We start from the raw sequence: 23,368 nt of genomic DNA, 5'->3' as shown, positions 1-23,368 counted from the left end.
GCATCCTGAAGTGGCGTTTCAGCTGTTCGATGGCAGGCCCAGGGACTCGATATGCCGGTAGTCGGCCGCGAGCTCACTGGCCAGCTGCCGCGCCCGGCCCAGGCGGATCGGCGCTTTTTCCAGGTCGATCAGCAGGGTCGGGCAGTTGAACGGCGCCGGGGCCGTCCAGGCCTTGAGGCGGCCGTCGGTCAGCACCAGCACCCGTTGCTGCTCCAGGGCAAAGCGCTTTTGCCGCAGTGCCAACCACTCGCCCGCCTCCTGCAAGGCCGCCAGCAAGGGTGTGCCGCCGCCCGCTCCCAGGGCCTCCAGCCAACCGCGCAAGCCACTGGACGCCTTCAGGCCCTGGATCTGCCAGTGCGGTCGCTGACCGCTGGCGGTCAATAACGCCAGGCGCGCGCGCTGGCGATAGGCATCGTCGAACAGTTGCGCCAGCAGGCCCTTGGCATCGCTCAGGGCCTGATGTCGGCGGATGGACGCCGAGGCATCGACAATCACCAGCCACAATTCATGGGGCGAACTGCTGCGCGGACGGAAACGCAAGTCACGTCGCACTCGTGGTCGGCCGCCCAGCAAGGTCTCGACCCAACTGATCGCCCCGTCTTCCCCGGCCCTTGCCGCGCCCTGGCGTCCTTTCGGCACCCGGCCCGCACCAACCCTGGCATTCGCCCCCGGCGTCGGTCGAGGGCGAATGCCTAAGGCTTTTTTGGCCAGCTCGGGATTTCCCGACGAGCCCCCACCGGCAGTACCTGGGCGGGCAACTCGCCCCATTGACCCTGGCCCTGGGCCGGGCTCGATTCACCTTGCGCAGCGCCGGCGGGATTCGATGCCGGTGCCGACGGTGGGATTTCCCGGCGCCGATGACGCAGGGCAAACTCGGCGACCGCTTCGATATCCTCTTCGGCAATCCGTTGCCCACCGCGCCAGGCGGCGTGGGCGCGCGCCGCCCGCAGCCAGACCAGATCGGCGCGCAGGCCATCGACCCCGGCGGCAAAACAGCGCTCGGTGATCTCGGCCAGGGCCTGGTCATCCAGGGCAATGGCCGGCAACAAGGCCCGCGCCTGTTCGCAACGCTGGCGCAGCGCCTGCTGCTGTTGTTCCCACTGCTCGCAGAACGCCTCGGGATCGTTGTCGAAGTCCAGCCGGCGCCGAATGATCTGCCCGCGCTCGCCGGGCAGCGGCTGGCCGCTCAGCGCCACGTTCAGGCCGAAGCGATCGAGCAGTTGTGGACGCAACTCGCCCTCTTCCGGGTTCATGGTGCCGATCAGCACGAAACGCGCCGCGTGCCGATGGGAAATACCGTCGCGCTCGACCAGGTTGGTACCGCTGGCCGCCACATCGAGCAGCAGGTCCACCAGATGATCGGCCAGCAGGTTGACCTCGTCGACGTACAACACACCGCCATCGGCCTTGGCCAGCACGCCCGGGGAAAACTGCGCCCGGCCTTCGCCCAGGGCCGCATCCAGGTCAAGGGTGCCGACCAGGCGCTCCTCGGTGGCGCCGAGCGGCAGGGTGACGAACTGTCCGCTGGCGAGCAGATCCGCCAGCCCCCGGGCCAGGGTCGACTTGGCCATGCCGCGCGGCCCCTCGATCAGCACGCCACCGATCTTCGGATCGATGGCGGTCAGGCACAGCGCCAGCTTCAGCGCATCGGCACCGACCACCGCCGACAGCGGGAAATGCGGGGAGTCACTCATTGTCCATATACCTCAGGAATCTTCTTCTATATCCAGCAGCAGGTTTTCCAGGGCCTCGCGATAGTCCCCCGGCTCACTCCACAAGCCACGCTGCTGGGCCTCCAGCATGCGCTCGGTCATATCCCGCAAGGCATGGGGATTGTGCTCGCGGACAAACTCGCGGGTATCGGCATCGAGCAGATAGGCATCGGCCAGCAAGGCGTACTGGTGGTCGTCGATCAAATGCGTCGTGGCATCGAAGGCAAACAGGTTGTCGACCGTCGCCGCCAGCTCGAAGGCGCCCTTGTAACCGTGGCGCTTGACCCCGTCAATCCACTTCGGATTGGCTGCCCGGGAACGGATCACCCGGTTCAGCTCTTCCTTGAGGGTGCGCACCTTCGGCAGGTCCGGCTGGCTGTGGTCGCCATGGTAGCTGGCCGCGCTTTCGCCACTGAGGCTTTCCACGGCTGCCAGCATGCCACCCTGGAACTGGTAGTAATCGTTGGAATCGAGCAGGTCGTGCTCGCGGTTGTCCTGATTCTGCAGCACCGCCTGCACCTGGCTCAGGCGGCGGGCAAACAGGTCCCTGGCGGCCGTGCCTTCGTCGGTGCCGCCGTAGGCGTAGCCCCCCCAGTTCAGGTAGACCTCGGCGAGGTCGTCGCGGCTTTGCCACAAGCGCCCATCGATGGCGTTCTGCACACCGGCGCCATAGGCCCCCGGCTTGGCGCCGAAGATCCGCCAGCCGGCCTGGCGCGCAGCCTGCTGCGCATCGAGCCCCTCGGCCTGCAGTTGCTCGCGTTCGTGGCGCACCTTGGCCGCCAGCGGGTTCATGTCCGCGGGCTCGTCCAGTGCCGCCACGGCCTGTACCGCCGCGTCGAACAGGCGGATCAGATTGGCGAAGGCATCGCGGAAGAACCCCGAGACCCGCAGGGTGACGTCCACCCGCGGGCGGTCCAGCAGGCTCAGCGGCAGGATCTCGAAGTCATCGACCCGCTGGCTGCCCGTGGCCCAGACCGGACGCACGCCCATCAACGCCATGGCCTGGGCGATATCGTCGCCACCGGTGCGCATGGTCGCCGTGCCCCAGACCGACAGGCCGAGCTGGCGCAGGTGATCGCCGTGGTCCTGCAGGTGCCGTTCGAGAATCAGGTTGGCCGATTGGAAGCCGATCCGCCAGGCCGTGGTGGTCGGCAGGTTGCGCACATCCACGGAAAAGAAATTACGCCCGGTGGGCAGTACGTCGAGGCGCCCGCGACTCGGCGCGCCGCTGGGCCCGGCCGGCACGAAGCGCCCCTGCAGGGCCGCCAGCAGTCCTTGCATCTCGGCCGGACCGCAGGCATCCAGGCGCGGCGCGACGGTGCTCGACAAGCCCTCGATAATGCTGCGTACATCGGTCCAGGGTGGCGTATCCGGCACGGCGGCCGACCCTTCCAGGGACTGCTCGATCAGTTGCGCGGCATACAGCTCCAGGCGCTCGCGGCTGTCGCCGGCCGTACGCCAGGCTTGCTCGCTGAGCGCCTGCAAGGCTTGGGGGCGGCTGCCGGTCCAGGGCTCGGCCAGGGCACAATCAAGCGGGTCGAAGCCCAGCTCGAAGGCCTTGGCCAGGGCTCGCAGCAGGCTCGATTGGGCGCCCCGACCGTCGCCGCGGGGAATCCGCAGCAGCGCCAGCAGGGTATCGATGCGCAGGCGCCCGTCCGGCGATTCGCCGAAGACGTGCAGGCCATCGCGAATCTGCGACTCCTTCAAGTCGCAGAGGTAGGTGTCCAGGCGCGGCAGCCAGATCGCCGCGTCGGCTTCGCTGTCGAGCCCGGCATCCAGTTGCAGTTCGCGGTCGATGCGGGTCTCGCGGACCAGTCTGAGAATATCCCGCTGCAACTCCCGGGCGCGGCGTGGATCGAGCAACTGCGCTTCGTAGTACTCGTCGGCCAGCAGTTCCAGGTCACGCAACGGCCCGTAGGTTTCGGCCCGGGTCAACGGCGGCATCAGGTGGTCGATGATCACTGCCTGGGTGCGACGCTTGGCCTGGGCGCCCTCGCCCGGATCGTTGACGATAAACGGGTAGATATTCGGCAACGGCCCCAGCAGCGCATCCGGCCAGCAGTTTTCCGACAGGCCGACGCCCTTGCCCGGCAACCATTCCAGGTTGCCGTGCTTGCCGACATGGATCACGCCGTGGGCACCGTAGACGTGACGCAACCAGAAATAGAACGCCAGGTAACCGTGGGGCGGCACCAGGTCGGGGTCGTGGTACACCGCACTGGCATCGACCTGGTAACCCCGGGCCGGCTGGATGCCGACAAAGGTCAGGCCGAAACGCAGTCCGGCCACCATCATCCGCCCGCCGCGAAACATCGGATCGTTTTGCGCATCCCCCCAGCGGTCCAGCACGGCCTGGCGATTGGCTTCGGGCAGGCGCTCGAACAACGCCTGGTAGTCCGCCAGCGCCAGGCTCTGGTGGCAGGGCCGCAGGTCGAGGCTGTCGAGGTCGTTGCTGACCCCGCCGAGCAGGGCCTGGATCAGCCCGGTGCCGCTGACGGGCAACTCATCGTCCAACGGATAGCCCTGGGCCTGCAACGCCCGCAGGATATTCAGCGCCGCCGCCGGCGTATCGAGACCGACGCCGTTACCGATGCGCCCGTCGCGGGTCGGATAGTTGGCCAGGATCAACGCGATGCGCTTGTCGCCATTGGCGACTTGCGCCAGTTCGACCCAGCGGCGCGCCAGTTCGGCGACAAAGTCCATGCGTTCGGGCTGCGGTCGGTAGCAGACCACGTCGCTCTGGCTGCGCTCGCTGCGCCAGGCCAGGTCCTTGAAGCTGATGGGCCGGCTGATGATCCGTCCGTCCAGCTCCGGCAAGGCGATATGCATCGCCAGGTCCCGTGGTCCCAGCCCCTGCTCGCTGGCCTGCCAGCCGGGCTCGTTGTCCTGGGCGCAGATCGCCTGGATCACCGGGATATCGCGGCGAAACGGACGCAGGTGCGGAGCTTCGGGGCTCGACTGGGCGAATCCGGTGGTATTGAGGATCACCGCCGCCGCGACCTCGTCCAGCCAGTCCTCGACCACGGCCAGGCAAGCGGGCTCCTTGAGACTCGCCACGGCAATCGGCAACGGGTTCAGGCCGGCGTTCTGCAAGCGCTGGCAGAACACATCGATAAAGGCGGTGTTGGCCGCCTGCAGATGCGAGCGATAGAACAACACTGCCGCCACCGGCAGACCGGCCTGCCAATCGGCGCGCCAGTCCGCCAGTTGCGCGTCGCCCACCCGCGGGTGGTAGATCGCCGTGCGCGGCAATGTCCGCGGTTCCTGCCAGGGGTAGTCGCGCCCCAGCCAGGTGCTGGCCAGGCAACGGTACAACTGCAAGGCGTTGCCCAGGCCGCCCTGGCGCAGGAAGTGCCAGAGGCGTTCACCCTGTACCGCCGGGACGTTGCTCAGGTCGCTCAGTTCCGGGTCGGGACGGTCGTCGCCCGGCACCAAGATCAGCGTCACGCCGCGCTCGGCCAGTTGCACCAGGCGCTCGATGCCATAACGCCAATAGCCAATGCCGCCGTGCAGTGACAGCAGGATGACCTTGGCGTGCTGCAAGACCTGGTCGACATAAAGGTCGACCGAGGCATGATTCTGCACCTGCATCGGGTTGGCCAGACGCAGGCTGGGGTAGTCGTCCGGCAATTGCCGCGCCGCTTCGGCGAGCAACGCCAGGCTGGAATCGCCGCTGCACAGGATCACCAGCTCGGCGGGGGTTTGTCCAAGGTCGGCGATATTGTCGTCCGACACGAAGCCGCCGGGCTGGGTCCTGAGCAGATGCATGGGGTCAGGCCGTCAGTGCGGCGCGCAGGGTCGATTCGAGCAGCGCGGCATCCAGTTCCTGGCCGATCAGCACCAGACGGGTGACCCGCGGCTCGTCGGCGCCCCAGGCGCGATCGAAGTGTTTGTCGAAGCGCGTGCCCACGCCCTGGATCAGCAGGCGCATCGGCTTGTTCGGGATCGCGGCGAAGCCCTTGATGCGCAGGATGCCATGTTGCACCACCAACTGGGTCAGGGCATCGAGCAGCAGGCTTTCGTCGGCTTGCGGCAGCTCGATGGAGATCGAGTCAAAGGCATCGTGGTCGTGGTCATCATGGTCGTCACCGTCGTGGTGATGATCGTGGTGACTGTGGCGGCCGTCGATATGTTCCTCGGAACCGGCGCCCAGCCCCAGCAACACGTGCAGTGGCAGGCGACCGCTACTGGCTTCGATGACCTTCACCGCCGGCGGCAGCTCTTCGGCCACTTCCAGGCGGACCTTGGCCAGGTCTTCGGGGCTGATCAGGTCGGCCTTGTTGAGGATCACCAGGTCGGCGCTGGACAGTTGGTCGGCGAACAGTTCGTGCAGCGGCGACTCATGGTCCAGGTTCGGGTCAAGCTTGCGCTGGGCATCCACCTGGTCCGGGAACGCGGCAAAGGTACCGGCGGCCACGGCCGGGCTGTCGACCACGGTGATCACCGCGTCGACGGTGCAGGCACTGCGAATTTCCGGCCACTGGAACGCCTGGACCAGCGGCTTGGGCAGTGCCAGGCCGGAGGTTTCGATGAGGATATGGTCGAGGTCGCCGCGACGTGCCACCAACTCGCGCATCACCGGGAAGAACTCTTCCTGCACGGTGCAGCACAGGCAGCCGTTGGCCAGTTCATAGACACGGCCGTTGGCTTCCTCCTCGGTGCAGCCGATGGAGCACTGCTTGAGGATCTCGCCATCGATACCGAGTTCGCCGAACTCGTTGACGATCACCGCGATACGGCGACCCTGGGCGTTGTCCAGCATATGGCGCAGCAAGGTGGTCTTGCCCGAGCCGAGAAAGCCGGTAACGATGGTGACGGGAAGTTTGGCCAGTGTTTTCATCGGATGCCCTTTGGCAAAAGTAGCGGGCATACGGGACGAAAGCCGCCGCCCTGAAGGGCACGGGAAAGTTCGTCTCCGGATCACCCCGCCCGGTTACGGGACTATCTGCAACTGCCTGCGCGACGATCATGCTGCGTTAAAAACAGGCTCGCAATGCTCATGTAGGCCCTCATGTAGGCCCCTACACTCCGCTTGCTCGCCTGTTTCTGCCTTGCCTGATCGCCGCTCGGCCAGTTTCGTATAGTCCCTGTCAGAATCTGTCACGAGGCAGGTCTCCTGGCTTACGGTCGGGCGGGCGGAATGAATCCGATACGCCGATTCCCGCGCCTTCCCGCCCTAGGCAGTGGCTTTGCAGGATTATCGAGCCGTTCACAGTTGCGGGGGCAGCCGCGGCATACCGCGTTCCCTTCTTAGCTTCGGCCGGATGCCGAAGAACCTCGAACGTGCAAGGCTACGCAGTGCATGGGAACAGGTCAATCTCGGCAGCCGCTGTGGTTTAATTGCGCCCCTTCTCCTGCCCTGCCCGCTTCAAGGAATTGCTGCCCATGAGTGCCACCGACACCACCCACGTCCTGGTTATCGGTTATGTCTGGCCCGAACCCCGTTCCTCGGCCGCCGGCGGGCACATGATGCAGATCCTCGAAAGCTTTCTCGAGGCCGGCTGGCGCATCACCTTCGCCAGCCCCGCCAGCGTCGGCGAACACAAGGCCGACCTGCAAGGCCTGGGCATCGCCGAACAGGCCATCGAACTCAACAACAGCAGTTTCGACGGTTTTATCCGCGAGTTGCAGCCGGATGTGGTGCTGTTCGACCGCTTCATGATGGAAGAGCAGTTCGGCTGGCGGGTCGAGAAACATTGCCCCAGCGCCCTGCGCGTGCTGGAGACCTCGGACCTGCAAAGCCTGCGCGATGCCCGCCAGCAGCAACTCAGGGAACGCCTGAAGGCCGATCCGGACCCGAACGATTTCACGGCGCTGTTCGCCCCCGACCTGGACGAAGTGTTCCGGCAGATGAGCGATACCGACCTGGCCCAACGGGAGATCGCCGCGATCTATCGCTCGGACCTGAGCCTGATGATTTCCGATGTCGAGATCAGGCTGCTGACCGAGCAGTTCAGATTGCCAGCGGCCCTGCTGCACTGGTGCCCGCTGATGGTCGAGCAGCCCGTGGCGTTCACCCCCTTCGAGGATCGCGCGCATTTTCTCAGCATCGGCAACTTCCGCCATGCACCGAACTGGGACGCGGTGCTCTGGATGAAAACCACCCTCTGGCCGTTGATCCGCCAGCAATTGCCCGGCGCGCAGTTGCATGTCTACGGTGCCTACACACCGCCCAAGGCGACGGCGCTGCACAACCCCGCCCAAGGCTTTCATGTGATGAACTGGGCCGAGGATGCCCTGCAGGTGATGAGTGCCGCGCGCATCTGCCTGGCGCCGTTGCGCTTTGGCGCCGGCATCAAGGGCAAGCTCGCCGATGCCATGCTCTGCGGCACGCCGAACGTCACCACGCCGATTGGCGCCGAGGCGATGCACGGTGACCTGCCCTGGCCAGGCGCTGTCGCGACCAGCGCCGAGGCCCTGGCACAGGCAGCGGTCCGGTTGTACCAGGATCCATCTTCATGGCAGCAGGCCCAGGCCGACGGCAAGGCCCTGCTGGCCGCCCGTTACGACCGGCGCGTCCACGGTCCGGCCCTGGTGGCGCGCATCGAACAGTGCCGGCAACAACTGGTCCGGCATCGCCGCGATAATTTCACCGGCGCGATGCTGCGTCATCATCACCACAAGAGCACCCAGTACATGGCCCAGTGGATCGAAGCGAAAAACCGCACGATCTGAAGGCCATATCCGTCATCACGTCTCGGCGAAGAGCCGGGCGATCTCGATCAATTGCGGTTCCTGGTCCGGCACCAGGATCAGCGCCGAACGTGGCGGCAGTCGCCGTCCTTCCGGCGAGCGCAGGCTTTTCTGGCTGAAGTTCACGGTGATCAGGGTGCCGTCGGCGAACACCGAACGTTGCAACTGGCGATCGGCCGACAACACCTGGAAATCACTCATGCGTTCGACGAACAGGCGCTCGTGCAAGGGCCGGAACACCCGGTCATAGGCGCTGATGAACGGCAGGTCGCGCGCCAGCACCCGATCATTGAGGTGATACAGCGGCGGCACCATGTACAGCAGTTGCAGCAATGCCGTGTGCTCGCGCTCGCTGGAAAACTTCAACGAGCTGTATTCCCAGTGGTGCGTGCTGACCAGGCTGTCGTGGAGCACCAGTTGATACAGCGGCAGCCGGAACTGCGCGGAAGTCACGAAACGGGCGAGCGAGGGCTTGAGGGGCACGGGCTTGAAGTAGAGGGCCGGCGTTTCCGGCGGCCAGTAGCCGCCGCGGTAATAGGCCGACTGCTTGTTCTTGCCGATATCCGGGTCCATCCAGGCAAACGGCTGGGTCGCGATGCCATGGCTGTAGGCAATATTCGCCGCGTAGGACGCCAGCCCGCCTTCGCTGCCCGTGACCAGATCCAGCGCCCGGGCTGGATACAACAGCCGGCGGGTCCGGGCTTCGGCGTCTTCGCGTTCACTGGTTTCCCGACCGGGGGTGTAGTCCTTGAGTTCGGGGCCGGCCGCATCGACATCGAGGAAATAGCTGTTCAGGCGTGCCGCCCGCGCCACCGCGGAGATCCGCCGTTGTGCGTAGGGTTCGACCAGCCGGGCGTTGACATAGACGCCCCGGCCACTGAAACCGCGCACCTTGTCGCCCTTGCTGTCGCGATAACCGGCTGCCGCCAGTTCATCGCCCATTTGTGCCGTGGCCCAGGTCGCTCGCAGGTTCGAAGGGTGCGCGCTGCCATAGCTGTCGTAGACGGCCACCAGATATCCCGAGGCCTTCGCCGCTTCCACCGCTTCGGGATGCCACATGGCGTCACGCCAGTCATCCGCGCCGAGCCAGGCCTTGGTCAGGCCGGCTTGCTGCAGCGCGGCCACGGTGTCGAGCGACAGACCGCCACCCCAGCGGCGCGGCGCCACCAGCCACGGGCCGAAGGCTTCGACCAGTTGCTCGCGGACCGTATGCCCCCAGGCGACGCTGGCCGCCGGATCGTGATTGCCCGGCAACGGCTCGACCGGTACCGGCGGCAACGCATGCTGCAACGCGCTGTTCAGTGCCCGGGTCACCTCGATCCTGCCGAAGGTCGACACGCCAGCGTCCCCCGCCTCGGCCTCCAGCAGCGCCGCGACAAAACTTTCCCGCGCCTGCGGATCGAAGGCTTCCCACAACCGCGAGGCCAGATGCCGGGGATCGGCCCGGCGCGCGGCAAAGAACTTGAGGAACGCCGGCCAGTCGGCGATATCTCCGGCTTTCAAGGGGCCGGCGCCCCACAGATAGATATGCGGGGCGCCGCCCAGCCTGGCGACCTGGGGCTGGCGCTCGATTTTCCGTTTCAACGAGACGAAACGGTCATGCTCCAGCAGCCACTGGCGATAGAAACGCGCACCGTACAACGGATCCCGTGGACCGATCGCCACGCTGACGGTATACGCCGCCCCCTCGGCCAGCCGGTTGAACTGATGGCTGAGTCGGGGCAGCGGCCGTTCATCCTGCTCGATCACGCTGAAGCGGGTATCGAACGGGGTTTGCACCAGCCAGGTCACCGAATGATCCGCGCGCAGTTCGGTCCAGAACGGCATCGACAGCCGCCCGTTCAGCGCATCGGGTTCATAGCGCCGTACCAGCCAGTCCAGCCATTGCCGGTCGTCGCCAGGAATATAGCTGCCTTCGCCGAACGGTATGGCATGGGCCTCGATGGCCTTTGCTTCCACGGGTCTGGGCCAATCCAGCCGGCCCGGCTGCTCGGCCCGTATCGACAGGCGCAAGGCGTCCTGCTCGATCCCGACCTCGACCTGGAACCGCTCGCGGCCGTTGCGAATACGCCAGCGCCGGCCCGCCAGGTCGCTGGCCCTGGCGGTTTCGGGGAATGCCGGGGCACTGAGGGTCGAGACTTCGCCATTGTCCCGGAGCAAGGTCGTTTCCAGGGTGGCCGGGTCGATGTTGAACACCCCGCCGCTGTAGGACAACGCAACCAGCGGTTGCCCGAGCGCAGGCAAGCTGACCAACCCCAGGACAAGCATCAGGGGCAGCCATTGAAATCGTTCAATACCGGGTACGGTGCTCATGGCGTTATGGGGGTCTCACGGGCGATTTTCGAATGCAGCGGACACTAAACGACACCGCTTGCCTTCCTCTGTAAGAACCGTCTCGTAGAGATACAGGAAAACCGCCCGATCAATGCCGGAGTACTTACTAGCCCGGATTCAGGGGCCGTCGCAGCAGGTAAGTGTCCATGATCCAGCCCTTGCGCAGCCGGGCGGCCTCGCGCAGTTCGCGAATCCGCCCCTGCACCTCATGCAGCTTGCCGCTTACCAGCAGTTCATCCTCGGTCCCCAGGTACGCCCCCCAATAGATCTCCAGCGCCTGGTCGGCGAACTGACCAAAAGCACAATGCGCATCGAGCATCACCACCACGTTGTCCAGGTCGGCGGCTTCCAGGCGTCGTCCCGTGGTGATGCGGATCGGTTCGCCGATGCGGTTCAGGGGAATCCGATGGCGCGCCGCCAGGGCCTGGACGCTGCTGATACCGGGAATCACCTCGACGTCGAACGCCGGACCGCCCAGGGCCACGACCCGATCGAGGATGCGCAGGGTACTGTCATACAAGCCCGGCTCGCCCCAGACCAGAAAGGCGCCGCACTCGTTCTCGGCCAGTTCTTCGTCGATCAACCGGGCAAACAGTTCGGCGCGCTGTTCATGCCAACGCTCGACACCGGCCCGATAGGACGCCTCGGCATCTTCGCGGACCGGATCGCTGACCTGCACCAGGCGATACCCCGGCTGCTCGATATAACGCTGGCAGATTTCCTTGCGCAGACGCACCAGCTCATCCTTGGCCTCGCCCTTGTCCAGCAGGAAAAAGACCGAGGCCCGGTTCAGGGCCTTGATGGCCTGCACGGTGATCTGCTCCGGATGACCGGAACCGATTCCAATCAATAGAACGGTCTTCACTGTTTTGCTCCTGAATAAAGGGCCGCAAGGCCATGGCCGTCGGTCCGCTCCGCTGCGACCGTCCGCACAAGGCTGGCAGCCGGCTCGTGAAGGAGGCATTATCGGACAGCGATAACAATAAAAGCGCCTCCAATGACCCGAACAGCCCGCGTCACCGATCCTTCCTATGAACTGATGGACGACCATAATGGCCTGTCCATCATCTATCGCCAGCATGGTTTTCCCTGCCCGCTGGTGCGTTGGCATTTCCACAAGGAATACGAACTGCACCTGATCGTCGCCAGCTCCGGCAAGGTCTTCATTGGTGACTATATCGGCAATTTCTACCCGCAGAGCCTGTTCCTGACCGGCCCCAACCTCCCTCATAACTGGATCAGCCAGGTGGCCGAGGACGAAGTGGTGCCCAAGCGCGACATGCTGGTGAACTTCACCGAGGAGCTGTTCGAGGAAGGACACCAGATCTTTGCCGAACTGAAAACCCTGACGCCGTTGCTCGAACGGGCCCAGTACGGCATCGAATTCCGCTGCAAGGACACCATCCGCCAGGCCACGCAGCTGATGCAGCGTATCGCCGACGCCCAGGGCGTGACGCGCCTGGGGCACTTCCTGATCCTCCTGGAACTGCTCAGCGGCTGCACCGACTACCAGTTGCTTTCCGGTGCCACCACCCCGCAACTGGCCGACGAGAACAATATCGACCGCACCAACCGCGCCGTGGACTACATCTTTGCCCACTATGCCCGGGAACTGCCGCTGGAAGAGGTCGCCGAGTACCTGGGGATGAAGCCCACCTATTTTTCCCGGGTGTTCAAGCAGGCCACCGGGCGCTGTTTCGTCGAGTTCGTCAATCGCCTGCGGATCAGCAAGTCCTGCGAACTGCTGGCCGACGGCGACAAACCGGTGACCGATGTGTGTTTCGAGTCCGGTTTCAACAACATTTCCAACTTCAACCGGCGCTTCCAGCAGCTCAAGGGCATGACCCCCTCGCATTACCGACGCCTGGTGGTGCAGCGCCTGACCGAGCAGAACCTCGGCTAGGCAACCCCCATCGTTCCCACGCTCCGCGTGGGAACGATCGGCGCTCGGGGAGCGCGCGGCTGACGCTTTTTTGCCGTGAAACCTGTACTGATTTACCCCTTCTCCGAGCCCCGATTGCGGGCCATCCCCTCCCGAACCACTGTTTCGCCGGCCTGCGACATTCCGCCTCAGTGCAAAAAAGTATCGATTGAAGTGTCGTCAAGGATTTGTCAGCACGGCGATTGAGGGCTGTAATCATCTGCAGATTCTTCCTGGACACCGGAAGACACAAAAACAATAAACCGACCTTCGACCGCCACTGCGCGCAAGAAGAGGAGTGTTCGATGAAAGCCATTGCAAAAGCTCTGCTCGTCTCTACCTGCCTGACCATCAGTGGCGTCAGTTTCGGCGCCCAGACCCTGACCATCGCCACCGTCAACAACAGCGACATGATTCGCATGCAGAAGCTCTCGAAGACCTTCGAGGCCGAGCATCCGGATATCAAGCTGAACTGGGTGGTCCTGGAAGAAAACGTCCTGCGCCAGCGCCTGACCACCGATATCGCCACCCAGGGCGGCCAGTTCGACGTGCTGACCATCGGCATGTACGAAGCCGCGCTCTGGGGTGCCAAGGGCTGGCTGGAGCCAATGACCAACCTCCCCGCCGCCTACGATATCGACGACGTCTTCCCGTCGGTCCGTGACGGCCTGTCGGTCAAGGGCACCCTGTTCGCCCTGCCGTTCTACGCCGAAAGCTCCATGACCTACTACCGCACCGACCTGTTCAAGGACGCCGGGCTGACCATGCCCGAGCGGCCGACCTGGGAACAGATCGGCGAGTTCGCCGCCAAGCTCAACCATCCCGAGAAGGAGCAGTACGGCATCTGCCTGCGCGGCAAGGCCGGCTGGGGCGAGAACATGGCGCTGATCACCACCGTCGCCAACGCCTATGGTGCGCGCTGGTTCGATGAGAAATGGCAACCGGAATTCAACGGCCCCGAGTGGAAGAACGCCTTGAACTTCTACGTCGAGACCATGAAGAAGTCCGGCCCGCCCGGTGCTTCGAGCAACGGCTTCAACGAAAACCTGGCGCTCTTCAACAGCGGCAAGTGCGCCATGTGGGTCGATGCCAGCGTGGCCGGCTCCTTCGTCACCGACAAGACCCAGAGCAAGGTCAGCGATCACGTCGGCTTTACCTACGCACCGCACCAGGTCACCGAGAAGGGTTCGGCCTGGCTCTACTCCTGGGCCCTGGCGATCCCCACCAGTTCCAAGGCCAAGGACGCGGCGAAGACGTTCAGCAGCTGGGCCACCTCCAGGGAATACGGGGCACTGGTCGCCAAGGAAGACGGTATCGCCAACGTACCGCCGGGCACCCGGGCCTCGACCTACAGCGAGGCCTACATGAAGGCCGCGCCGTTCGCCAGGATCACCCTGGAATCGCTGAAAGCCGCCAACCCGAAAGACCCGAGCGCCAAGCCCGTGCCTTATGTCGGGATCCAGCTGGTGACCATTCCCGAGTTCCAGGCTGTCGGTACCCAGGTCGGCAAGCAGTTCTCCGCCGCACTGACCGGCCAGACCACGGTCGACAAGGCCCTGGCCGATGCCCAGACCTTCACCGAGCGTGAAATGAAACGCGCGGGTTATCCGAAGTAACAGGGACACACCGTCCCCTGTAGGAGCCGGCTTGCCGGCGATGAGGCCCTTGAGCCTTGCGGCAACCTTTCGGTCGCTATCGCTGCGATGCGGCGTTCCGACAAGCCAGCTCCTACAGATTGCCCGCTCCTTGCACCTAATCGGTTTTGAACACCATGAATACCTCCACTGCCAAAGCCCATATGGATATACCCCAGCCGTTGCGCAAAAGCCGTCTGCGCAATCCCGGCTGGTTCCTGGTCTCACCATCAGTCGGCCTGTTGCTGCTGTGGATGATCGTGCCCCTGGGCATGACCGTTTACTTTTCGCTGATCCGCTACAACCTGCTCTATCCGGGCGAAAACCAGTTTGTCGGCCTGGAGAACTACACCTACTTCCTCACCGACTCGGGCTTCCTGCCCGGCGCCACCAACACCCTGTTGCTGGTGGGTAGCGTGCTGCTGATCAGCGTGGTGTTCGGCGTACTGATCTCGGCCCTGCTGGAAGCCAGCGAATTCCTCGGTCGCGGCATCGTCCGGGTCCTGCTGATCTCGCCGTTCTTCATCATGCCCACGGTCGGCGCGCTGATCTGGAAAAACCTGATATTCCACCCGGTCTCGGGGATTCTCGCCGCTCTCTGGCGCCTGTTCGGCGCCCAGCCGGTGGACTGGCTGGCCCATTACCCACTGCTGTCGATCATCATCATTGTCTCCTGGCAGTGGTTGCCCTTCGCCATCCTGATCCTGATGACCGCCATGCAGTCCCTGGACCAGGAGCAGAAGGAAGCCGCACGCCTGGACGGTGCCGGTCCCGTGGCGATCTTCTGGCACCTGACCCTGCCGCACCTGGCCCGGCCGATTGCCGTGGTGGTGATGATCGAAACCATCTTCCTGCTCTCGGTATTCGCCGAAATCTTCACCACCACCAACGGCGGTCCGGGTTATGCCTCGACCAACCTGGCGTACCTGATCTACAACCAGGCCCTGGTGCAGTTCGATGTCGGCATGGCCTCGGCCGGCGGCCTGATCGCCGTGATCATCGCCAATATCGCCGCGATCATCCTGGTGCGGATGATCGGCAAAAACCTGACAGACAAGCCTTGAGGCCCGCGCCATGACCCTCACACTCAAACAATCCCGGCGCCTGCAAAGCGTGTTGCTCGGCATCCTGGCCTGGGCCATCGCGATCCTGATCTTCTTCCCGATCTTCTGGATGGTGCTGACCAGCTTCAAGACCGAGATCGATGCATTCGCCACGCCGCCGCAGTTCTTCTTCACCCCGACGCTGGAGAACTACCTGCATATCCAGGAACGCAGCGACTACTTTCACTTCGCCTGGAACTCGGTGGTGATCTCCTTCAGCGCCACGCTGCTGTGCATGCTGATCGCCGTACCGGCGGCCTACTCCATGGCGTTCTACGAAACCCAGCGGACCAAGCGCACCCTGCTGTGGATGCTCTCCACCAAGATGCTGCCGCCGGTGGGCGTGCTGATGCCGATCTACCTGCTGGCCAAGTCCTTCGGCCTGCTCGACACACGCATCGCGCTGATCGTGATCTACACCCTGATCAACCTGCCGATCGTGGTCTGGATGGTGTACACCTACTTCAAGGACATCCCCAAGGACATCCTCGAAGCCGCCCGCCTCGATGGCGCCACGCTGCTGCAGGAAATGGTCCGGGTGCTGCTGCCCATCAGCAAGGGCGGGCTCGCCTCGACCATGCTGCTGTCGTTGATCCTGTGCTGGAACGAGGCGTTCTGGTCGCTGAACCTGACTTCCTCCAGTGCCGCGCCGCTGACGGCGTTGATCGCGTCCTACTCCAGCCCCGAGGGCTTGTTCTGGGCCAAGCTGTCCGCCGTCTCGACCCTGGCCTGCGCACCGATCCTGATCTTCGGCTGGATCAGCCAGAAACAACTGGTACGCGGCCTGTCCTTCGGCGCCGTGAAATAGACCGGCATTTTTGAACACCACAGAACCCCTGTAGGAGCTGGCTTGCCAGCGATGACGACCGAATGGTCGCCGCCAGGCCCAAGGGCCTCATCGCCGGCAAGCCGGCTCCCACAATTCAAGAGGAGCCTCACCATGGCCAACCTGAAAATCAAGAATCTGCAAAAAGGCTTCGAAGGCTTTTCCATCATCAAGGGCATCGACCTGGAGGTCCGTGACCGCGAGTTCGTGGTCTTCGTCGGTCCGTCCGGCTGCGGCAAGTCCACCCTGCTGCGATTGATCGCCGGGCTCGAGGAAGTCACCTCCGGCACCATCGAACTGGACGGTCGCGACATTACCGAAGTCAGCCCGGCCAAACGCGACCTGGCGATGGTGTTCCAGACCTACGCCCTGTACCCGCACATGAGCGTGCGCAAGAACATGTCCTTCGCCCTCGACCTGGCCGGCGTGGCCAAGGCCGAGGTCGAACGTAAGGTCAACGAGGCCGCACGCATCCTCGAACTCGGCCCGTTGCTCGAACGCAAGCCCAAGCAACTCTCCGGCGGCCAGCGCCAGCGGGTCGCCATCGGTCGGGCGATCGTGCGCAATCCGAAGATCTTCCTGTTCGACGAACCGCTGTCCAACCTCGACGCCGCCCTGCGGGTGCAGATGCGCCTGGAACTGGCGCGGCTGCACAAGGAACTGCAGGCGACCATGATCTACGTGACCCACGACCAGGTCGAAGCCATGACCCTGGCCGACAAGGTGGTGGTCCTCAACAGCGGTCGCGTCGAGCAGGTCGGCTCGCCCCTGGAGCTCTATCACTCCCCGGCCAACCTGTTTGTCGCCGGCTTCCTCGGCACACCGAAGATGGGCTTCCTCAAGGGCAAGGTCAGCCGCGTCGACGGCCAGGGCTGTGAAGTCGAACTGGAGGCCGGCACCCGTATCAGTCTGCCTCACAGCGGCGCCAGCCTCAGCGTCGGCAGCCCGGTGACCCTGGGCATCCGCCCGGAACACCTGGAAATCGCCAAACCCGGGGACTGCACCCTGCAAGTCACCGCCGATGTCGGCGAGCGCCTGGGCAGCGACACCTTCTGCCACGTCGTGACCCGCTCCGGCGAGCCGCTGACCATGCGTATCCGCGGCGACCTGGCCAGCCAGTACGGCGAAACGCTCAACCTGCACCTGGACAGCACCCACTGCCACCTATTCGATGCCGACGGTGTAGCGGTCGCCCGCCCGCTGCGCGCTGCCGCCTGATTGACGAGAGCACTTTGCAATGAACCTGAACAAACAGAACCTGCACAACCTGGCTCCTGAAGTGGCGCTGCCGCAGTACGCGGCGGCCAACACCCGGCAAGGCATCGCCCATATCGGCGTCGGCGGCTTTCACCGTGCCCACCAGGCCTATTACACCGATGCCCTGATGAACCTCGGCGAAGGCCTGGACTGGAGCATCTGCGGCGTCGGCCTGCGCAAGGAAGACCAGGGCGTACGCGATGCCCTGGCGGCCCAGGACTATCTCTACACGCTCTATGAACTGGGGGACGGCAACGACACCGAGACCCGCGTGATCGCCTCCATCAGCGGCATGCTGCTGGCCCAGGACGACGCCCAGGCGCTGATCGACAAACTGGCCTCGCCGCAGATCCGCATCGTGTCCCTGACCATCACCGAGGGCGGCTACTGCATCGATGACAGCAACGGCGAGTTCATGAGCCACCTGCCGCAGATCCAGCACGACCTGCGCCATCCTGACGCGCCACAGACTGTCTTCGGCTTCCTCTGCGCGGCCCTGGCCAAGCGCCGCGCCAGCGGCATCCCGGCCTTCACCCTGATGTCCTGCGATAACCTGCCGCACAACGGCGCGGTAACCCGCAAGGCACTGCTGGCCTTCGCCGCCCTGCGCGACGCCGACCTGCACGACTGGATCGCCGGGCATGTCAGCTTCCCCAACGCCATGGTCGATCGCATCACCCCGATGACCAGTGCCGCCCATCGCCTGCAACTGCATGACGAGCATGGTATCGACGACGCCTGGCCGGTGGTCTGCGAACCCTTTGTGCAGTGGGTCCTGGAAGACAAGTTCGGCAACGGCCGGCCGGCCTGGGAGAAGGTCGGCGTCCAGTTCACCGACGACGTCACCCCCTACGAAGAGATGAAGATCAAGCTACTCAACGGCAGCCACCTGGCCCTCACCTACCTGGGCTTCCTCAAGGGCTACCGTTTCGTCCACGAAACCATGAACGATCCGTTGTTCGTGGCCTACATGCGGGCCTACATGGACCTGGACGTGACCCCGCAACTGGCGCCGGTACCGGGAATCGACCTGACCGACTACAAGAACACCCTGGTCGAGCGTTTCTCCAACCAGGCGATCGCCGACCAGCTGGAGCGGGTCTGTTCCGACGGTTCGTCGAAGTTTCCCAAATTCACCATCCCGACCATCAACCGGCTGATCGCCGACGGTCGCGAAACCGAACGCGCGGCGCTGGTGGTGGCGGCCTGGGCCCTGTACCTCAAGGGCGTCGATGAAAACGGCACGACCTACCGCATTCCCGACCCGCGGGCCGAGTTCTGCCAGGCGCTGGTGGCCGATGACAGCCTGATCGTCCAGCGCCTGCTGGCGGTGGAAGAAATCTTCGGTACGGCCATTCCCCGCTCGGCGGCGTTTGTCGCCGCCTTCGAAAACTGCTTCAACAGCTTGCGGGAAGTGGGCGTGAGCAAGACACTGGAGCGTATGCTGGCCAAACGGGATTGAATGACCGAGTCACAACCACCAGGTACTGCCATGAACCAGAAACTCTACCTCGGCATCGATTGCGGCACCCAGGGCACCAAGGCGATTGTCCTCGACATCGTCAGCGGCCAGGTGCTCGGCCAGGGCTCGGCCCCCCACGACATGATCAGCGGTGCCAATGGCCGCCGCGAACAGGACACCGGCCAATGGCTGGAGGCCTTTGTCCTGGCCACCCGCCAGGCATTGCAGGCCGCCGGGGTCGACGGCCAGGCCATCCTCGGCATCGGTGTTTCCGGCCAGCAGCACGGCCTGGTGCTGCTCGACGAGCTTGGCCAGGTCCTGCGCCCGGCCAAGCTCTGGTGCGACACCGAAACCACCCCGGAAAACCAGCGCTTGCTGGAACACCTGGGCGGCGAAGCCGGTTCGCTCGAACGCCTGGGCCTGGTGATCGCTCCCGGCTACACCGTGTCCAAGCTGCTCTGGACCCGGGAACAGCATCCCGAGCTGTTTGCCCGGATCGCCCATATCCTGCTGCCCCACGATTACCTCAACTACTGGCTGACCGGTCGTGCCTGCGCGGAATACGGCGACGCCTCGGGCAGTGGCTACTTCGACGTGCGCAAGCGCAGCTGGGACCTGCAACTGCTGCGCGACATCGACCCCAGCGGGCGCCTGCAAGCGGCCTTGCCGGAGCTGCTGGAAGCCCACCAGCCGGTCGGCCGGGTACTGCCCGAAATCGCCCGGCAACTGGGGATCAACCCCGACGCCCTGGTGTCCAGCGGCGGCGGCGACAACATGATGGGCGCCATCGGCACCGGCAATATCCAACCGGGCGTGATCACCATGAGCCTGGGTTCCTCCGGCACCGTGTACGCCTACGCCGAACAACCGCTGATCAGCCCCGACGCCTCGGTCGCGGCCTTCTGCTCTTCCAGCGGCGGCTGGCTGCCGTTGATCTGCACCATGAACCTGACCAACGCCACCGGCGCGGTGCGCGAACTGTTCGATCTCGGGCTCGATGACTTCAATGCCCGGGTGCGCGAGGCCCCCATCGGCGCCGACGGTGTCAGCATGCTGCCGTTCCTCAATGGCGAACGGGTGCCCGCCCTGCCCCAGGCCACCGGCAGCCTGCTCGGCCTGACCCTGACCAACCTGACCCAGGCCAACCTGTGCCGGGCCGTGGTCGAAGGCACCACGTTCGGCCTGCGCTACGGCCTTGACCTGCTGCGCGGCAACGGCCTGCAGAGCCACGGTATCCGCCTGACCGGCGGCGGTGCGAAAAGCGCGGTGTGGCGACAGATGGTCGCCGATATCATGGACACCCCGGTGGTCTGTACCGAACAGGGCGAAGCCGCCGCTCTTGGTGCAGCGATCCAGGCCGCCTGGTGCGAGTCCGGGGCGATTCACAGCCTGGCCGAACTGTGCGAGCGTTGCGTCAGTCTCGATGCCGCCAGCGAAACCCGGCCGATCCCGGCCAATGTCAGCGCCTATCAACCGATTTATCACCGCTACCGCCAACAGGTCGCGGCCATTCAAGAGTAAGCATCCATGTATCTGGTCTGTGGTGAAGCACTGTTTGATTTTTTCAGTGAGCCCGACGCAAGCGGGCAGACATCGAAAGTGAACTTCAAGGCGATCGCCGGGGGCTCGCCGTTCAACGTCGCGGTCGGCCTGCGCCGCCTGGGCGTCGACTCGGCGCTGCTGGCCGGGCTGTCCACCGATTACCTGGGGCGCCGCCTGCAACAGGTCCTGCACGAAGAAGGCGTACGCGCCGATTACCTGCTGGACTTCGATGCCCCCACCACCCTGGCGATGGTCGCCGTGGGTGCCGACGGTTCGCCCCATTACAGCTTTCGCGGCGAAGGCTGTGCCGACCGCCAGTTGCTGCCAGGGCACCTGCCCAGGCTCGGCGACGAGGTGCGTGGCCTGCATGTCGGCTCGTTCTCGCTGGTGGTGCAGCCGATCGCCGATACCCTGCTGAGCCTGGTACGCCGGGAAAGCGGTCGCCGGCTGATCACCCTCGACCCCAATGTGCGCCTCAACCCTGAGCCGAATATCGAACTGTGGCGCCAGCGCATCGCGGAACTGGCCGAACATGCCGACATGATCAAGGTCAGCGACGAGGACCTGGGCCTGCTCTACCCCGATCGCGACCCGCGCAGCGTTGCCGAGGAATGGCTGGCCCAGCGCTGCCAGGTGGTCTTCCTGACCCGTGGTACCCAGGGCGCCAGTGTGTTCAGCCGCCGCCATGGCCACTGGTCGGTACCGGCGCGCGAAGTCGTCACGGCCGATACCGTCGGTGCCGGCGACACTTTCCAGGCCGCCCTGATCGCCTGGTTGACCGAGCAGCGACTGGACTCGGTGGAAGGCCTGGAACGCCTGGACAAGGCCCAGATCGACGGCATGCTGGACTTCGCCGTCAGCGCCGCGGCGATCACCTGCAGCCGCACCGGCCCGGACCTGCCGTATCGGCATCAGGTGGCCTGACCGGCAAAAAGCGACAGACGGCGCTGCGAACTGTCATTTCTGACAGCAGACAAACCCGCCTGCCCTGACTCAACGTATGGGCTCCCCCCACGGACAGGGAGCCTTTTCCATGAAACATGCAACCCAGGTCGAACTGGTCCACCGCGCCTTCGCGCTGCTGGAACTGCGGGACCAGCCCGAGGCCGAGTGGGACTTCCTCAGGCATTCGGCGATTGTCTATGTGCTGTTCCCCAACGCCGTGCTGATCTGGCAAGGCGATCATTTCGAGATGTTCCGCTTCTTTCCCGATGAGGTTCGAGCCGACCGTTGCCGGGTGCAAGCCTCGCTGTATTGCCCGCAACCAGCCCTGACGGACAAGGCCAGGGCCCACTGGGACCGCAATATGGAACTGCTGGTACGCACCGTCGACGAGGAAGACTTCCCCCTGGCCGAGCAGATACAGCGGGGATTCGCCGCAACCACCCGCCAGGACATCGTGTTCGGGCGCAATGAGCCGGCCCTGGCCTATTTTCACCAGCAGATCCAGGCCGCGCTGCACGGCCCTTGAGGAGCCCCCCGCAGGCGCGGGGAAATTCGATCAGCGGTCATTCGAACTGTCATTTCTGACAGGTGGCAAAAGGAAAGCAGTGGAGTTAACTGGATCGGTCACTTGTAGAAAGGCTGTCACAGGTGGGTCAAAGAACCTTTGCTCATCAGGGATGGATCAACCATGGAAAGCCGCCTGCCCCCCCCAACCGCCGCTCTCGTCATCACCGGTGCCTTGTTCGCCGGCCTCACGACCACGTCCACGCAAGCCGCCACCTTTCAACCCGTCGGGCCTGTCAGCGCGACCGCCAGCAGCATCGCGCAATCGGTGAACAGTTCCGGCAGGGTCGTCGGTGCCATCGGTTCCGATACCCCGGGCGGGCCGGATCGCGCCTGGGTCGATCCGGGGGTCGCGCTGACCCCGCTGAATCCCGGCAACTCGTGCCGGGCCAACAGCATCAGCAACGAACCGCAGACAGGGGCTGCCAATCGCATACTCGGCACTTGCACAACCCTCACCGGCGAGGAGAATGTGACAACCTGGTCATCCGCCAACAACAATCCGACGGAAAACAAGCCCCTGTCGCTGCTCGGCACCGGCCTGCTGCCCGATACCAGCGCCCAGGCCACCGCTCGGAGCAAAGTCACGGGTATTACCGCCGGCAGGAGCCTGAACAATGCAGGCCAAGCCGCCTCCGTCGCCTGGAGCCAGGGCAACGCCGTCGCCCTGGCCCTGCTTGGCGTGCCACTGGTGCGCGACAACTGCGTGCCGGTCGCCGTCAACGACCGGGCCTTCAACAACGTCGATATCGCGCTCAATTGCCCCAACCCCGATGGCTCCGTGACGCCAAAGCTTGCCACCAACGGACTGCTCGGCTTTACCGTGGCCAACTTGCCGCTCCCCGCCAACAGTCACTGCGAAGCCGTGGGGGTGAACTCGGTGCGCCAGGTCTTCGGCACCTGCGTCGACCCGGCGACATCCAAACCGACAGCCACCTATTGGGCAACCCCGTCCAGCGTGCCGAAATTGCTGAACATGTCCGGTCATCCGGCGAATCAAGCCAAGTTCGCCAACAACCTGGGTTATGTGGCGGTTACCTACCAATTGGCATCGGGCGGCTTCGGCGCCGGGCTCTGGCATCCAGCCACCAGCCAGATATTCCTCGTCAACCCGGCAGCGAACATCACCTCCCTCGCCATCGCCGCCCTGGCCGACAGCAATCGACTACTGCTGGACCAGACGAACACCGCCCAGGTCATCAGCGGTGCCACCTGGACCATTGAAAACGGCGTGCAACCCCTGGGGGCCTACCAGGGGCAGCCTGTCAGGGGCATCGATATAGACACCAGCGGCAGCTATGCCGCCGCCACGGCCACTGTCGCGGGGAAAATCGTCGCCCTCAGGGCGGTACTCCCCTGAGCCACGCCCGGGGAC

17 protein-coding genes and 1 riboswitch are annotated in these 23,368 nt (G+C 64.7%); of the genes, 11 read left to right on the top strand and 6 right to left on the bottom strand.

What is annotated here, in order from left to right:
* Positions 1–18: 18 nt before the first annotated feature.
* Genes ACL9RJ_RS02000 through cobW form a run of 4 tightly spaced genes read right to left on the bottom strand, consistent with a single transcriptional unit; the run spans position 19 to position 6,552 of the window.
* Complete coding sequence (locus ACL9RJ_RS02000) at positions 19–768, bottom strand: vWA domain-containing protein (protein WP_422764807.1); 750 nt, start codon at positions 766–768, stop codon at positions 19–21.
* Entirely contained in the window at positions 693–1,694 is a 1,002-nt protein-coding gene (locus ACL9RJ_RS01995) for an ATP-binding protein (RefSeq protein WP_177131395.1), read from the bottom strand. The genes ACL9RJ_RS02000 and ACL9RJ_RS01995 overlap by 76 nt, the downstream gene beginning before the upstream one ends.
* Before the next feature lie 12 nt (positions 1,695–1,706).
* Positions 1,707–5,480, bottom strand: coding sequence for a cobaltochelatase subunit CobN (gene cobN, locus ACL9RJ_RS01990; RefSeq protein WP_422764806.1), 3,774 nt, complete (start codon positions 5,478–5,480; stop codon positions 1,707–1,709).
* A gap of 4 nt (positions 5,481–5,484) precedes the next feature.
* On the bottom strand, positions 5,485–6,552 hold the full coding sequence (gene cobW / locus ACL9RJ_RS01985; RefSeq protein WP_422764805.1) for a cobalamin biosynthesis protein CobW: 1,068 nt from the start codon (positions 6,550–6,552) through the stop codon (positions 5,485–5,487).
* A gap of 249 nt (positions 6,553–6,801) precedes the next feature.
* A riboswitch (cobalamin riboswitch) is annotated at positions 6,802–7,007 on the bottom strand.
* A gap of 90 nt (positions 7,008–7,097) precedes the next feature.
* Here cobW and ACL9RJ_RS01980 point away from each other — a divergent pair.
* The gene (locus ACL9RJ_RS01980) at positions 7,098–8,387 is read left to right on the top strand and encodes a glycosyltransferase (protein ID WP_177146628.1); all 1,290 of its coding nucleotides are present in this window, start codon (positions 7,098–7,100) and stop codon (positions 8,385–8,387) included.
* 15 nt (positions 8,388–8,402) lie between these two features.
* Here the strand turns inward: ACL9RJ_RS01980 and ACL9RJ_RS01975 are convergent, their stop codons facing one another.
* Complete coding sequence (locus ACL9RJ_RS01975; RefSeq protein WP_178991712.1) at positions 8,403–10,718, bottom strand: glycoside hydrolase; 2,316 nt, start codon at positions 10,716–10,718, stop codon at positions 8,403–8,405.
* A gap of 127 nt (positions 10,719–10,845) precedes the next feature.
* A complete protein-coding gene (gene cobF / locus ACL9RJ_RS01970) occupies positions 10,846–11,604 on the bottom strand; it encodes a precorrin-6A synthase (deacetylating) (protein WP_017128452.1) in 759 nt (252 codons plus the stop codon).
* A 132-nt stretch (positions 11,605–11,736) separates the two neighbouring features.
* Here cobF and ACL9RJ_RS01965 point away from each other — a divergent pair, with 132 nt between their 5' ends.
* From ACL9RJ_RS01965 to ACL9RJ_RS01920, 10 genes are all read left to right on the top strand, one after another.
* Entirely contained in the window at positions 11,737–12,642 is a 906-nt protein-coding gene (locus ACL9RJ_RS01965; RefSeq protein WP_177056823.1) for an AraC family transcriptional regulator, read from the top strand.
* A gap of 323 nt (positions 12,643–12,965) precedes the next feature.
* The gene (locus tag ACL9RJ_RS01960) at positions 12,966–14,276 is read left to right on the top strand and encodes an ABC transporter substrate-binding protein (protein WP_177118284.1); all 1,311 of its coding nucleotides are present in this window, start codon (positions 12,966–12,968) and stop codon (positions 14,274–14,276) included.
* A 155-nt stretch (positions 14,277–14,431) separates the two neighbouring features.
* On the top strand, positions 14,432–15,358 hold the full coding sequence (locus ACL9RJ_RS01955; protein ID WP_042936471.1) for a carbohydrate ABC transporter permease: 927 nt from the start codon (positions 14,432–14,434) through the stop codon (positions 15,356–15,358).
* A gap of 10 nt (positions 15,359–15,368) precedes the next feature.
* Positions 15,369–16,205 carry a carbohydrate ABC transporter permease gene (locus ACL9RJ_RS01950; protein ID WP_017128457.1) on the top strand — a complete coding sequence of 279 codons (837 nt, stop codon included), beginning with the start codon at positions 15,369–15,371 and terminating at the stop codon, positions 16,203–16,205.
* 132 nt (positions 16,206–16,337) lie between these two features.
* Positions 16,338–17,441: an ABC transporter ATP-binding protein gene (locus tag ACL9RJ_RS01945; RefSeq protein ID WP_017128458.1), complete on the top strand. Its 1,104-nt coding sequence runs from the start codon at positions 16,338–16,340 to the stop codon at positions 17,439–17,441.
* A gap of 19 nt (positions 17,442–17,460) precedes the next feature.
* Entirely contained in the window at positions 17,461–18,942 is a 1,482-nt protein-coding gene (locus ACL9RJ_RS01940; RefSeq protein ID WP_103032590.1) for a mannitol dehydrogenase family protein, read from the top strand.
* 30 nt (positions 18,943–18,972) lie between these two features.
* Complete coding sequence (gene xylB, locus ACL9RJ_RS01935) at positions 18,973–20,463, top strand: xylulokinase (RefSeq protein ID WP_422764804.1); 1,491 nt, start codon at positions 18,973–18,975, stop codon at positions 20,461–20,463.
* A gap of 6 nt (positions 20,464–20,469) precedes the next feature.
* The gene (locus ACL9RJ_RS01930) at positions 20,470–21,408 is read left to right on the top strand and encodes a carbohydrate kinase family protein (RefSeq protein ID WP_422764803.1); all 939 of its coding nucleotides are present in this window, start codon (positions 20,470–20,472) and stop codon (positions 21,406–21,408) included.
* 109 nt (positions 21,409–21,517) lie between these two features.
* The gene (locus tag ACL9RJ_RS01925; protein WP_177082643.1) at positions 21,518–21,955 is read left to right on the top strand and encodes an SRPBCC family protein; all 438 of its coding nucleotides are present in this window, start codon (positions 21,518–21,520) and stop codon (positions 21,953–21,955) included.
* A gap of 162 nt (positions 21,956–22,117) precedes the next feature.
* Positions 22,118–23,353, top strand: a complete 1,236-nt coding sequence (locus ACL9RJ_RS01920) for a hypothetical protein (protein WP_422764802.1) — start codon at positions 22,118–22,120, stop codon at positions 23,351–23,353.
* The last annotated feature ends 15 nt before the right edge of the window (positions 23,354–23,368 follow it).

This window comes from Pseudomonas sp. Mn2068, assembly GCF_049319725.1.
Classification (GTDB): domain Bacteria; phylum Pseudomonadota; class Gammaproteobacteria; order Pseudomonadales; family Pseudomonadaceae; genus Aquipseudomonas; species Aquipseudomonas gingeri.
This window is presented reverse-complemented; position numbering and strand designations above follow the sequence as displayed.